We start from the raw sequence: 13,490 nt of genomic DNA, 5'->3' as shown, positions 1-13,490 counted from the left end.
AAGTCCTTTCTCAAAAGTGACGGATGTGTAACTTTGGATTAAAAAATAACGGTGTGATACCGCTATTTAATTATTACTCGAAAGTTACACTAGTGTCAATTAATCTTTTGTAAATAATCCGTGACAAATAACGTCTTTAATCATCTCTACCCATTCAGGAAGTGGAATATTACCGCGATTTGGGATATTCACCGTTTCAAAAATCATTCCTAAAATAAGGTTGTTAGGGATATCTTTCTTGAACACTTTTTCCTCTTTCCCTAACTCTACAAACTGTTGTAATGATGAATACAATTCAACAATAATCCCACTTATTTTTTGTTTATTGTTTTTGATTTTCTTATTGATAATGGGGATTTGCATGCCCATCGCTCGAATTTCGTATAGACTCAAATCGGCAAAAATCATATCAAACAAAGCATCAAATTGCTCGTTAAATGTTTTCTTTTCGCCAATTGCCTTTAGATCATTCAAAAACTTAATTAGTTCATAAACCATATATTCACTAATTAGTTCTTCTTTATTGTCATAATATTTATAAATTGCAGCTCTTGAAACATCAAGGAAGCTTGCAAGTACAGTAAAAGTAAAACCATCATAACCATGTTTAAGTAGTAAATGCTTTACTGCGTGATATAATTCCTCTTTTGTAAATTTTCTTTCGCGTGCCAAGTTGTTCACCTCCCCTATAATAATGAACGTTCATGTATAAAAATCAAGAAATATTAATTAGATCTTTTATATCTTCTAAATATTCCTTGCATTAACAGATTGTTTAATAGTTTTAATATTATACGAAATACTGTAATACCTGTTCATAGGTCTACTAAATTTTCTATAAAATAATACTATTAAAGAAATAACTTTTATTGTACATTAAAATCATTTCACTAATAATTTACCTTTAAAATTTAATATGCTAATATCTTCTAAAGGAAGATTATTAGGGTAATTGGGGGGATAACAATTATATTAAACTTTAGGTCGTGACCCCTTTTTTTCTAAAAAGGGAGTTTTTTATTATACAAAATAATAAAAGGTGGTTTTAATGAATGCATTTAACGCCAAGGGAAATAGACAAGCTAATGATAGTAGTGGCTGCTGATCTTGCAAGGCGCCGGAAAGAAAGGGGATTAAAATTAAATTATCCGGAAGCCGTTGCACTTATTACATATGAAGTAATAGAAGGTGCAAGGGATGGTAAGACGGTTGCCGAATTGATGGAGTACGGAGCTTCCATCTTATCTCGAGAAGATGTAATGGATGGGATACCTGAAATGGTCGATGATATTCAGGTTGAAGTTACTTTTCCAGATGGTACAAAATTGGTGACTGTTCATAGCCCAATACGATAGTTAGGAGGAATTCCTTAATGATACCAGGAGAATACATTTTAAAAGAAGAAGATATTATTTGTAATGAAGGAAAAGAAATTATTACGATTTCAGTTACGAACATGGGTGATCGTCCAATTCAGGTCGGATCGCATTTTCATTTTTATGAGGTAAATGAAGCTCTTCAATTTAATCGCGAAGAGGCATACGGGAAACGTTTAAACGTTCCAGCTGGAGCAGCTGTTCGTTTTGAACCTGGCGATGAAAAAGAAATCCAGCTCATCGATTTTGCTGGAGAACGCCGTGTGTATGGCTTCAATAATAAAGTAGATGGAGCATTAAAAAGCGAGGGTAAATCATGAGTTTTAAAATGTCCAGAAAACAATATGCTGAAATGTTCGGACCAACAACTGGAGACTCTATCCGTCTTGCTGATACGAACTTATTTATTCAAATAGAAAAAGATTATACAAAGTATGGAGAAGAAGTTGTCTTTGGTGGCGGAAAAGTTATTAGGGACGGTATGGGCCAACATCCACTTGCAACACGCGGTGATGGCGTGGCAGATACAGTTATTACGAACGTTGTTATTTTAGATTACACGGGAATTTACAAAGCAGATTTAGCGATTCGTGATGGGAAAATATTTGGTATTGGTAAAAGTGGTAATCCGCTAATTACTGATAATGTGGATATTATCATTGGTGCTTCAACAGAGATTATTGCTGGTGAAGGACTAATTGTTACTGCTGGAGCGATTGATACACATGTTCATTTTATTAATCCTGAACAAGTTCAAACAGCGTTAACATCTGGAACAACAACATTGATTGGTGGCGGTACAGGACCAGCAGCAGGATCGAAAGCCACTACAGTTACACCAGGTGAATGGAATATACACCGTATGTTATTAGCTGCAGAAGGTCTCCCTATTAATATTGGTTTTACGGGTAAGGGACATGCCGCTTCAATGTCACCCTTAGTTGAGCAAGTTAAAGCTGGGGTTATTGGTCTTAAAGTTCATGAAGACTGGGGTGCTACGGGCTCGTCTCTTGACTACGCGCTTAGAGTAGCGGATGAATATGACATTCAAGTTGCACTACACGCAGATACTTTAAATGAAAGCGGATTTATGGAAAATACGATGGCAGCAGTGAAGGGGAGGGTTCTTCACATGTACCATACGGAAGGTGCTGGTGGTGGACATGCTCCGGATTTAATTAAATCAGCCAGCTTCCTTAATATTTTACCATCATCAACAAACCCTACCCTCCCTTATACGATTAATACAATAGATGAGCATCTTGATATGGTAATGGTTTGTCACCATTTAAATCCTTCTGTTCCGGAAGATATCGCTTTTGCTGATTCAAGAATAAGAAGGGAAACGATTGCAGCAGAAGATATTCTACAAGACATGGGTGTTTTTAGTATGGTTAGTTCTGATTCGCAAGCAATGGGTCGCGTAGGAGAAGTAATTATTCGTACATGGCAAGTTGCGGATAAGATGAAAAAGCAAAGAGGAATTATGCAAGGTGACAGTGAATATGCCGATAACAACCGAGCTAAGCGCTATATTGCAAAATATACAATTAACCCAGCTATCACACATGGTATTTCTAAACATGTAGGGTCTATTGAAATTGGAAAAATGGCGGATCTTGTGCTTTGGTCTCCAAAATTCTTTGGAGTAAAACCTGAAATGGTTATTAAAAATGGACTAGTTGTTACTGGGCTAATGGGAGATGCAAATGCTTCTATCCCGACGCCACAACCATATATTTATCGTCCTATGTATGCTCAATATGGAAAGGCATTGTCAAAAAGCTCAGTTACTTTCATTTCTCAAGCAGCTTATGATGACGGTGTTCATGAAAAACTTGGACTTGAAAAAATCATACTTCCTGTCGGTGGAATACGTACGCTAACGAAGAAAGATATGAAACTAAACTTTGAAACACCTGAAATTACGGTGGATCCGCAAACATATGAAGTAAGAGTAAACGGTGAGCTGCTGACATGTGACCCAGTTGATACTGTGCCAATGGGGCAGCGTTATTTCCTATTCTGAGGTGAAAGTATTGATTATTGAAAAAATTGTAACGAATATCGAAAAGATGGATAAAAGCGAAATTGAAAAACGTCATATTGAAAAAGTGTACTTAGAAAGTGCTCATTTAGTAAAACGAATCCAGCGGGTTAAAACAGACCATGGAAACGAGATAGGTATTCGTTTAAAAGAACAGCGCGATCTTTTAGCAGGTGACGTATTATATATGGACGATAAAAACATGATTGTTATCGACGTGTTAACAGAGGATCTCCTTATTATTAGTCCTAGAAGCATAAAAGAAATGGGGACAATTGCACATCAGCTGGGCAATCGACACTTGCCAGCTCAATTTGAGGCCGACGATATGCTCGTTCAATATGATTATTTGGTAGAAGAATTACTTAAAGAGCTTGATATTCCGTTTAAACGTGAAGATCGTAAAGTGAAACAGGCATTCCGTCATATAGGTCACAGTCATGGATAATAATATTCTCCCATTGTTTCAGCTGTGTGATTCCAACTTTCCTACAGGAGCGTTTAGTCACTCTTTTGGTTTGGAGAGTTACATACAAGAAGGAAAAGTACACGACCAGGAGACTTTTTTTCAATGGCTCAAACTATATCTTCATGAACAGCTTATCTATACAGATGGGCTAGCGTGTATGCTTGTTTACGATGCACTAATGAATAATGAACACTCGCAAATTTGGAAGCTGGACCGAATGCTAACAGTTCAAAATTTGCCGCGTGAAACTCGTGAAGGAACGCAAATGATCGGAGATCGAATGCTAAAACTTACAGAGACATTATACGGTTTGCCAATCCTCTCACAATACAGAGATGAAATTCGTAAAAAGAACTCGTTCGGTCACCCATCTATTGTTTTTTCAATGGTTGCCCATAGTCTTGGCATAACAAAATCAAATACGATTCTATACTATTTGTATTCTGCTATTTCTAGTCAAGTACAAAATGCAGTGCGAGCCATACCACTTGGCCAAACAGCAGGACAAACGATTATTTATAAATTCATACCTGAATTATCTGAAGCGGTTGAGAAAATATTAAAGCTGTCTTTAGATGACTTCGGAATTGTTTCCCCAGGACTTGAATTATCACAAATGAAGCATGAACGAGTTAATATTCGAATTTTTATGTCTTAGTTTGTTATTAATCATTTAGTAAAGAAAGAAGGATTTTTTAAATGGAACCAATTAAAATCGGTGTTGGAGGACCTGTTGGAGCAGGAAAAACAATGCTTGTGGAAAAACTGACTCGCCATCTTGAAGGAGTAAGTATGGCAGTCGTTACAAATGACATTTATACAAAAGAAGATGCTAAGTTTTTAATGCAAAACGGTGTACTACCAGAAGACCGAATTATTGGCGTGGAAACAGGTGGTTGCCCTCACACTGCAATACGTGAAGATGCATCTATGAACTTTGCCGCTATTGATGAATTAATGAAACGCCATCCAGATGTGGAACTAATTTTTGTTGAAAGTGGCGGAGATAATCTTGCAGCTACATTTAGTCCCGAGTTAGTGGATTTCTCAATATACATTATTGATGTGGCACAAGGAGAAAAAATCCCTCGAAAAGGTGGACAAGGTATGATTAAATCAGATCTGTTCATCATTAACAAAACTGATTTAGCTCCATTTGTAGGCGCTAGCCTAGAAGTAATGGAAAAGGATACAAAAGTCTTTCGAGGAGATAAGCCGTTTGTGTTTACAAACTTAAAGAATAATGAAGGACTTGATGAGGTAATCGACTGGATTACGAAAAATGCTTTATTAAAAGGGTTAGAATAACATGTCAAACTGGACTGGTATTCTATCCTTAGACCTTGAAAACCGAAATGGAAAAACAGTTGCAAAAAGGGCGTACTTTCAAGGTGCATTAAAGGTTATGCGCCCAATCTATCATGATGATTCCGGACAGGTGTGTTATTATCTTCTAAATCCAGGCGGTGGATATTTAGACGGGGACCGATATAGAATGGAGATTTCTGTAGATGCGGGAGCAGAGGTTATTTTAACAACCCAATCTGCGACAAAAGTATATAAAACTCCTAAAAGCTTGGCATATCAAGAGACAGAGATTACCCTTAAGAAAGGCAGTTTGTTAGAATATTTGCCTGATCCACTTATTGCTTATCAGAATGCCCATTATAAGCAAAAAAATGTAATTCATATGGAAACAGGCGCAACGTTTATATATACAGATATTCTGACACCAGGCTGGTCTCCAAATGGAGAAAAGTTCAGCTATAATACCGTCCAATTAGTGACTGAAATCTACTTAGATGGGCAACTTGGAGTGTTCGATCATATTAAATTAACTCCAGGAAAGCACTCTATTTCAGGAATAGGATTTATGGAAGGGTATACTCATTTGGGTTCTATGATTGTTGTAAGTGAACTAACTAATAACAGCCTTCTTGACGAACTTTATGAAATGATTCAAGAAGAAAGTACAGATTTTAAATTTGGACTATCTCGACTTCCAGTATCAGGACTAAGTATACGTATTTTAGCTCACTCAACCCAGCTAATCGAACGTATTTTTGACAATTGTCACCGTCTAATTAAAAAATCGTGGTTCGAGACGGTTCCGAGCTCATTAAGAAAATATTAAAAATTGTAAGGCCCGGTAAGTTCTCCGGGCATTTTTTATTGCAAGGAAAGTATATTTACTGTAATCTATTGAGAATACTTTATGTAGAAGATTTTTGTGAGGGGGTTTAGGATGTCTGAAGAAAAAAATGCAAAACCTGTATTAAAAGGTTTTGAAGTAGAAACAGTGTTTGAAGACCGTATCCATGAGCGTTACGCATTCTCTTTTAATATAGAGGGCAATGAATTTAAAGGCCATTTCCATGAAGAAGAGATTCAATGGCTTCATCCTCACCCAAAACAAATGATTGGCGAACATAAAATGGAGATAGTTGAATCTACGATCTATGACTTAATGAGACAATATGGAATTTCAAGCGGCATTCAAGATATTGAAATAACAACCGCATTTGAAGATAGGGTCCATGAGCGTCAACAATTTACCTTGCAAATTCAAGGTGAAGAATTTAAAGGTTTTGTGCATGAAGGGGAAATTCAATGGTTCCACCCTCAACCTCAGCAAAAGCTTGATGATGACCAAGTACAGTTAATAGAATCAGAGATTTATGAAAAAGTAGTGGAGCAAGAAAAGAACCTCTGCGAATAACAAGAAAATTAACCATTAAATATGTATTAAAAGCTGTCTAGAAAGTGTTTCTATCTAGACAGCTTCTTTAATTTTCTAAAAAGTATTCTATTCCTTATCCCATTCTTCAATGTTCCATAGGATTCCGAATCCGTGGTGACCAAGTGTACGATTACTTATTCCACTTACGTTTTTATTAACTCCGTACAGTGCATCAAGATAAACTAGGAAATTATAGGCTGGATCTATGGCTAGTTCTTCTTGAAACTTCCTGTAATAGTTTTTTCTATCTTCTGTGTTAGTCGCAGTACGGGCTTTTATAAGTAGTTCATCTACAGTTTGGTTCTGATACGCTCCGAAATTATATTTTCCATCTCCAATTTCGTTGCTATGGAAAAGACGGTATGTGTGATCGTCAGGGTCAAACTCACTCCCCCACCCGATTATTAGTGCATCTTCCCCATCATAGTCTACCGCATGTTGGTCAATTGGCTTTGGAACTGCTATTATACCAAGTGGCTTTAATTGCTCAGATACGACATTGGCTAGTGCAACGCGTACCTTATCTTGAATAGGTGAAACGAGTTCAAATTCAAAGCGCTCACCGTCCTTAGTAAGAATGCCGTCAGCACCCTTTACCCATCCTGCTTCTATTAAAAGCTGCTGTGCTTTTTCTGGGTCATAAGTATACCACTCTTTTTGTGGGATACCTGCCCATGATTTTTGAAGTGGGCCATAAGCAGGTTCACCTTTCCCGGCTAGAACCCCTGTTACCAATTCCTCTCGTTTTACTGCTAAATTCATCGCTTGACGAACACGTTTATCTTGAAATAGTGGTAAACGAAGGTTATACATTACTGCCCGGTAATCTGCTGTAGATATTTCATGTACAGTGAAGGGATCATCTTCGTGTATGCTTGCAAGTTGATTTGGTTCGAGCAATGCTAGGTCAATCTCACCTGTTTTCAGCTGCAATACTCGCGTATTAGCATCAGGCACAACTTTAAAAATGACTTCCTCTAGCTTTGGTGCAGGTCCATAATAACTACTGTTACGTTCCAAAATAATCGTATCATCACTTTTCCATTCCTTTAATTTAAAAGGTCCATTGCCAATAGGATTCTGGTTAAAGTCTGTTTCATTTATATTTTCATTACGTAATATATGTTCTGGTACGATGCCGACTTTTAACTTATCTAATAGAGGCGGATATGGATGATGGAGTGTGATGACAATCTCATAATCCTCTGTTGCTTCAATTGACTTTAACTGATTGAACTCGCCAGAAATAGGAGTATTTGTCGATGGATCTATAATTTTATTGAATGTGAAGGCAACATCCTTCGCTGTTACCGGTTGACCATCTTGCCATACAGCGTCTTTACGAAGCTGAAATGTATATGTCAGGTTATCCTCAGATATATTCCAGCTTTCTGCTAAATCAGGCTGCGGGTTATTGTTCTCATCTGGTTTCGTTAAACCACGAAAAAGAAGCGTGTCGATTTCCTGACTTTCATCAAGAATTGGATTCACTTTCTTAATTTCCGATTCGACAGCATAGATAAGCTGTTTTTTTTCAGCAGTGTCCACCTGTTCTTTGTTATCTCCTAAGCATCCGGCCAATACAAAAACACTAAAAAAAGCAATAGCAACGAAAATAAACTTAATATTCTTATACATTAGTTTCCACCTTTGCAGTACAATTTTACTATTTTTTGTAATTATCGATCATCGGCATTCCTGATAATAGCTCTTGTGTATAATTATTAGCTGATTGGAAAAGGTTTGAAGGATAAGTCTCTTCAACAATCATTCCTTTTTTCATTACATAAATACGTTGACAAAGTGCCATCGCTGCTCGTATATCGTGTGAAATGAAAAAGAACGACATTTTTTCACGCTCATTCAATGATTGGATAAGCGATATTGTTCTTGATTGTGAGCTCATATCTAGATTTGCAAATGGCTCATCAAGCACAATCAGCTCAGGTTCGACTAATAGAGCGCGGGCAAGAGAAACTCTTTGTCTCATACCGCCTGAAAGTTCGTGCGGATATAAAGACAAAGTTGATGATGAAAGTCCGACTTTATGTAAAGCAGCTACCACCAAGTCTTTTTTAGATCCTTTGCCCTTCTTCCAATAATCATAACCTTCTCCTATAATTTTCTCGACTGTCCATCTCGGGTCAAAGGATGCAATAGGGTCCTGATGCACCCATTGTACGCTACTACGATTCGCGTTTTCGCCATACCAATACACCTTCCCGCTGCTAGTGTTTTCAAGCTTTAGTATTAGACGAGCTAAAGTACTTTTACCACCACCGCTTTCACCTATTAATCCGACAATCTCACCATAATTAATATGTAGGTTGACATTGCTAACAGCTTCTATCTTTTCTTTTTTAAACAAAGTCTTCTTTATATAAGTCTTTGAAACTTGATCGACTTTTATTATTAACTTTTCTTTTAAACTAAGAGATGTTTTTGCAGATTTCGAAAGTACATGGTAATCCTTTAGAAGTTGTTTAGCCTGCTCCGATTTAGGGTTTTCAAGCAAATCCTCTATCGGAGAAATTTCGACAACTTTTCCATTGCTCATCACAATTACTTCATCTGCAATTTCTGCTACTACACCAAGATCGTGTGTTATAAACAGAACGGCACTACCTGTTTGTTTTTGCCATTCTTTAATAAGTGAAAGAATGTCCGATTGAATTTTCAAGTCAAGAGCTGTGGTTGGTTCATCTGCAATAAGTAGCTGGGGATTTAATGCGATTGCTAATGCCAACTGAACACGTTGTCTCATTCCACCGGATAACTCATGAGAATATGAACGAAAGATTATTTCAGGATTATCCATTTTCACAAGCTTTAATAGGTGTAGGGCTTTTTCTTTTGCTTCATGTTTCTTTAATGTTGTGTGAACACGAAACAATTCCAAAAAGTGATATCCGATTGTTTTAATTGGATCGAATGTTTGCCATGTATCCTGAAATACTATTCCAACGTTCTTTCCTCGATATTTCCTATTTGTGCTCACTTTACATAGATTTTCTCCAGCGAATTTAATTGACCCAGAAGTAACGTTAAAACCTTGTGGAAGTAAGTCAATAATTGCTCTAGCAGTCAAACTTTTACCAGAACCGCTTTCTCCGATTAGTGCTGTAAGGGTTCCTTTCTTTACACTAAAAGTAGCATCTGATACGAATAATTGGTCATGAGAGCTGATTTTGAGATTTTCAATTTCTAGTAAATATTTCATCGTATTTTTCCTACCTGTCTGAACTTATAGCCTTCAAATCTATCTTGCAGTAACTCCCCAGAAGATGTTATTGCAAGAATAGTAATAATTATGCACATAGCAGGGAAGAACGCTAGCCACCAAGCTCCTGAAAGTAAATGACTTTGTGCGTCCATAAGCATATTTCCCCAGGAAGGTTCATGAGGTGGAATCCCAATTCCTAAAAAACTAAGTGTTGCTTCCGCAAGAATTGCATGACTGATGCCGCTAATCGCCATGATTGTAATAGTTGGCCAACATTGTGGTAGCAAGTGTCTATACAAGAGCCGTATAGGTGTCGCACCTACAACTTTCGATGCTTGAATAAATACATCATTTTTCATAACCATAATTTCTGTACGAATCATTCGAGCAACCGGCATCCAACTTGTTAAACTAATAACAAAAATAATTGTTATTAAACCTTGAGAAAAAAGAAGCTGTAAACCAATCATGAGAATAAGGGAGGGAATGCTTAAACAGGCATCTAAAAACCGCATCAATACACGGTCAATAAAACCGCCCACAAAACCACTAATTGCCCCGTAACTTACTCCTATAATAATTGAGACAAACATGGCTGTTGCACCAACGAGGAGAGAAACTTGCCCTCCATGTAATAGTCGAGATAAAACATCACGCCCAAGTTCATCTGTTCCAAACAAATGCATGAAATCGGGTGGATGAAGAACCTTCGACATATTTACAGTCTGGGGTTCATATGGCGTAAAGATAGGAGCCATAAAAGTAACAACAATTAAAATTAGGAAGGAGATAGACGTAGCTTTCAGCATCCATGAATGTTTTACAATCATTTTTTTCCCTCCTCAAGGAAATTTGTACGTATGCGAGGATCGATCCACGCACATATTAGATCTACCAAAAGGTTAACAGTAATGACAAAAAACATACTTAGCATTATTACTGCTAAAAGTACGGGATAATCGTGTGTAAGAGCAGATTTCAAAGCAAGCCTTCCGATACCTGGCCAAGAAAAAATGGTCTCTACTAAAACAGAACTTGCTAGTGAAACTGCAATTGACATACCTGTAAAAGATAAAAATGGAATAAATGCATGCGGAATCAGGTGATTGAGCAAAATTAAATGCTCAGGAATACCCCGTGCCTTTAGTGCAAATACAAATCCACTTTCTTTTGAAGTAGCAATATGATTTCGTAAGAGACGAATATAATAACCAACATGAGATAAAGCGATAACCAGTGAAGGCATAATGATATAGCGAAGAAACTCTCCCCAATTGCTATTTCCAATACCAGACGTTGGCAGAACCCTTAAATATACAGAGAAAAACAGCATAAGTATAATTGCGAGCCAAAAAGACGGTATGGACATAAATAAAAAACTTACTACAGTGATGGCCTGATCAATGAAGGATTTTCGGAAATATCCTGATATGATACCAAACACGATAGCAAGAACAAAAATTATTAAGTGGGAGGACAACATTAACATAAATGTCGGTTGCAATGCTTGTACAACAATTGTGGTGACATTCTCTCCGGAACTTAATGACTGTCCCCATTCTCCATGAAAAACTTGAGAAAGCCATTTTCCATATTGGTTGAAGATTGGCTCATTAAGACCGAGGTTTTCGTTAATACGAACACGATCGGCTTCACTCATTTTTTGGAGCTGATCTCCGTATAAAGCTGCTGCTGGGTCTCCTGGAAGCATTCGGATAAAAATAAAACAAAGCATGCTGCCAATGAATAAAACAATCAATGACTCGACAATCCGCTTCAAAATAAATTGACTCATTCACATCCTGCTTTCATAAAATTTAAGCTAATTCCTTGATGAATAGTCCAATAGAATTCACTCAAATATATTACCATACTTTTATATGTATTTTAATATTTAAATAGGAAGATTCTCACTGCACCGATTTAAATACATAACATTTTTTTGTCTCCTTTAGGACATTATAATTGAAAAGGAGGGAAATCTATGTCACGCAGAAATAAGAATAAAATTCTAGTTCCAGAAGCACGACAAGGACTAGATCAATTAAAAGCAAAAGTTGCTGGTACAAATGACCCTGAGCAAGCGAAGTATGAAATTGCAAAAGAAATAGGTGTACCGTTAAACAATGGATATAACGGAAAACTTACTTCCGAGGAAGCGGGTAAAGTTGGCGGAAGATTAGGTGGAAATATGGTAAAAGAGCTTGTAAAAATGGCTCAAGAAAACTTAAGTAAAAAATAGATTTTTCCTTTTTAGGGTTCGTCTCAAAATTAGACGAACCCTTTCATACGAATTTAAGTCATCTGATTCCAAATTGTAATGCAACTTTGGAAATGGGATTATCTTTTAACTTCATTAAAACTGGTTCTACACTAAGATTAATTTGTTGTAATTCATACATTCTTAACCGTTCCATAAAATAACGGTTGATAAGGATTGATAAAAATAAAGAAGTTCAAAAGAGTGTTAATGTATCAGAAGAAGGTGCAGTACAAAACGAGTAATGTTTCAACAAAATAGAAAAGACTCTTCCATAAAGGAGAGTCTTTTTTACTTAGAAATTAAAACAAGTGACTACTACATTCAAAGTTTTCCTATACTAGCCTAGAGGTGGAAATGATGACAATTGTACGATTAGGATACGTTGCAATGAGTATGGAATTAAAAAATGCTTCTCCATCAAAAACAATGACTTATACTGCATTTCAGAAACTTGCAGATCGTGAAGCTGCAATAAGGAAACTAGAGCGGATTGCACTTTCTAATTTAGAAAATACACATAGGCTATTAAAACATAATGCATTTAGTGAAATTCATTTTTATCGCCTAACTTCTAGATTGATACCCCTTGCAAATCATGAAGTACTTCTAGATTGGGATTATATGAAACCACTAAAGGAAAAGTTGCAAGAGATAGGTGAGTTTGCCAACGAACATAAGATGAGATTAGATTTTCATCCCGATCATTTTGTTGTTTTAAATTCTTCAGATTCAGGTGTGCTGAAGAACTCCCTAAAAACACTGAAAATGCACTACTTACTGTTAAAAGGCATGAAGATAAACCCATCTCATCGATGTGTCCTTCATGTTGGTGGTAATTACAATGATACAGAGCAATCACTGGAGCGCTTTATAGAAAATTGGATGGATATTCCAAGGGGTATTCAGAAGATGATAATTCTTGAAAATGATGATACATCGTTTACTCTAGATGATACCTTATATTTATGTGAAAAATTAGGGATACCACTCGTGTTTGACTATCATCATCATCTTGCCCACCATCACAATGACAACTGGGAAGGAAATTGGGAGAGGGTAGTCGCAACTTGGAAAGATTCAACACTTCCGATTAAGATGCATATTTCAAGCCCAAAAAGTGAATCAGAGTTCCGTCATCATTCGGATTATGTTGATGTTAATATGTTCTTTACATTTCTAAATGAGATTAAGGGAACAGTTCAAGAAATCCATTGTATGATAGAAGCAAAAAAGAAGGACGCAGCGCTTTTTACCTTAATGGAGGATATCCGGAAAAGGGAAGATGTTGAAATCATTGATGGTTCTAGCTTTTATATAAAATAGTTATTTTTGAAAGTAAAGGAAATATGCGATAGACTGTTGCAAATATAAC

Annotated in this window: 15 protein-coding genes; 10 read left to right on the top strand and 5 right to left on the bottom strand. The window is 36.6% G+C overall.

What is annotated here, in order from left to right; all coding sequences use genetic code 11:
* Positions 1-99 precede the first annotated feature (99 nt).
* Positions 100-672 (bottom strand): TetR/AcrR family transcriptional regulator, encoded by a 573-nt coding sequence (locus CD29_RS03865; RefSeq protein ID WP_036183075.1) that lies wholly within the window; start codon positions 670-672, stop codon positions 100-102.
* Positions 673-1,052: 380 nt separating this feature from the next.
* On the opposite strand from CD29_RS03865, the gene CD29_RS03860 reads away from it, so the two are divergent.
* The 8 genes from CD29_RS03860 to CD29_RS03825 all read left to right on the top strand — a co-directional run bounded on the left by CD29_RS03860 (position 1,053) and on the right by CD29_RS03825 (position 6,611).
* Positions 1,053-1,355, top strand: coding sequence for an urease subunit gamma (locus CD29_RS03860; protein ID WP_036183074.1), 303 nt, complete (start codon positions 1,053-1,055; stop codon positions 1,353-1,355).
* A gap of 17 nt (positions 1,356-1,372) precedes the next feature.
* Positions 1,373-1,696 (top strand): urease subunit beta, encoded by a 324-nt coding sequence (locus tag CD29_RS03855; RefSeq protein ID WP_036183072.1) that lies wholly within the window; start codon positions 1,373-1,375, stop codon positions 1,694-1,696.
* On the top strand, positions 1,693-3,405 hold the full coding sequence (ureC, locus tag CD29_RS03850) for an urease subunit alpha (protein ID WP_036183070.1): 1,713 nt from the start codon (positions 1,693-1,695) through the stop codon (positions 3,403-3,405). The genes CD29_RS03855 and ureC overlap by 4 nt, the downstream gene beginning before the upstream one ends.
* 10 nt (positions 3,406-3,415) lie before the next feature.
* Positions 3,416-3,871: an urease accessory protein UreE gene (gene ureE / locus CD29_RS03845; RefSeq protein ID WP_036183068.1), complete on the top strand. Its 456-nt coding sequence runs from the start codon at positions 3,416-3,418 to the stop codon at positions 3,869-3,871.
* The gene (locus CD29_RS03840) at positions 3,864-4,550 is read left to right on the top strand and encodes an urease accessory protein UreF (RefSeq protein WP_036183066.1); all 687 of its coding nucleotides are present in this window, start codon (positions 3,864-3,866) and stop codon (positions 4,548-4,550) included. Before ureE ends, CD29_RS03840 begins: the two co-directional genes overlap by 8 nt.
* A 41-nt stretch (positions 4,551-4,591) precedes the next feature.
* Entirely contained in the window at positions 4,592-5,200 is a 609-nt protein-coding gene (gene ureG, locus CD29_RS03835) for an urease accessory protein UreG (RefSeq protein WP_036183063.1), read from the top strand.
* Between the two features lies 1 nt (position 5,201).
* On the top strand, positions 5,202-6,026 hold the full coding sequence (locus CD29_RS03830) for an urease accessory protein UreD (protein ID WP_036183059.1): 825 nt from the start codon (positions 5,202-5,204) through the stop codon (positions 6,024-6,026).
* Between the two features lie 111 nt (positions 6,027-6,137).
* Positions 6,138-6,611: a hypothetical protein gene (locus CD29_RS03825; protein ID WP_036183057.1), complete on the top strand. Its 474-nt coding sequence runs from the start codon at positions 6,138-6,140 to the stop codon at positions 6,609-6,611.
* Positions 6,612-6,698: 87 nt separating this feature from the next.
* Here CD29_RS03825 and CD29_RS03820 read toward each other — a convergent pair whose 3' ends face one another.
* The 4 genes from CD29_RS03820 to CD29_RS03805 are packed head-to-tail and all read right to left on the bottom strand — an operon-like array spanning position 6,699 to position 11,650.
* Positions 6,699-8,270, bottom strand: a complete 1,572-nt coding sequence (locus CD29_RS03820; RefSeq protein ID WP_052123990.1) for an ABC transporter substrate-binding protein — start codon at positions 8,268-8,270, stop codon at positions 6,699-6,701.
* Between the two features lie 28 nt (positions 8,271-8,298).
* Complete coding sequence (locus CD29_RS03815) at positions 8,299-9,852, bottom strand: ATP-binding cassette domain-containing protein (RefSeq protein ID WP_036183052.1); 1,554 nt, start codon at positions 9,850-9,852, stop codon at positions 8,299-8,301.
* Positions 9,849-10,685, bottom strand: a complete 837-nt coding sequence (locus CD29_RS03810) for an ABC transporter permease (RefSeq protein ID WP_235801771.1) — start codon at positions 10,683-10,685, stop codon at positions 9,849-9,851. Before CD29_RS03810 ends, CD29_RS03815 begins: the two co-directional genes overlap by 4 nt.
* Positions 10,682-11,650 carry an ABC transporter permease gene (locus tag CD29_RS03805; protein ID WP_036183050.1) on the bottom strand — a complete coding sequence of 323 codons (969 nt, stop codon included), beginning with the start codon at positions 11,648-11,650 and terminating at the stop codon, positions 10,682-10,684. The genes CD29_RS03810 and CD29_RS03805 overlap by 4 nt, the downstream gene beginning before the upstream one ends.
* Positions 11,651-11,839: 189 nt before the next feature.
* On the opposite strand from CD29_RS03805, the gene CD29_RS03800 reads away from it, so the two are divergent.
* Both CD29_RS03800 and uvsE read left to right on the top strand, forming a co-directional pair.
* The gene (locus CD29_RS03800; protein WP_036183048.1) at positions 11,840-12,097 is read left to right on the top strand and encodes an alpha/beta-type small acid-soluble spore protein; all 258 of its coding nucleotides are present in this window, start codon (positions 11,840-11,842) and stop codon (positions 12,095-12,097) included.
* A gap of 378 nt (positions 12,098-12,475) precedes the next feature.
* A complete protein-coding gene (uvsE, locus tag CD29_RS03795) occupies positions 12,476-13,441 on the top strand; it encodes a UV DNA damage repair endonuclease UvsE (RefSeq protein WP_036183045.1) in 966 nt (321 codons plus the stop codon).
* Positions 13,442-13,490 lie beyond the last annotated feature (49 nt).

Origin of the sequence: Ureibacillus manganicus DSM 26584 (assembly GCF_000772945.1) — a bacterium.
GTDB lineage: Bacteria > Bacillota > Bacilli > Bacillales_A > Planococcaceae > Ureibacillus > Ureibacillus manganicus.
This window is presented reverse-complemented; position numbering and strand designations above follow the sequence as displayed.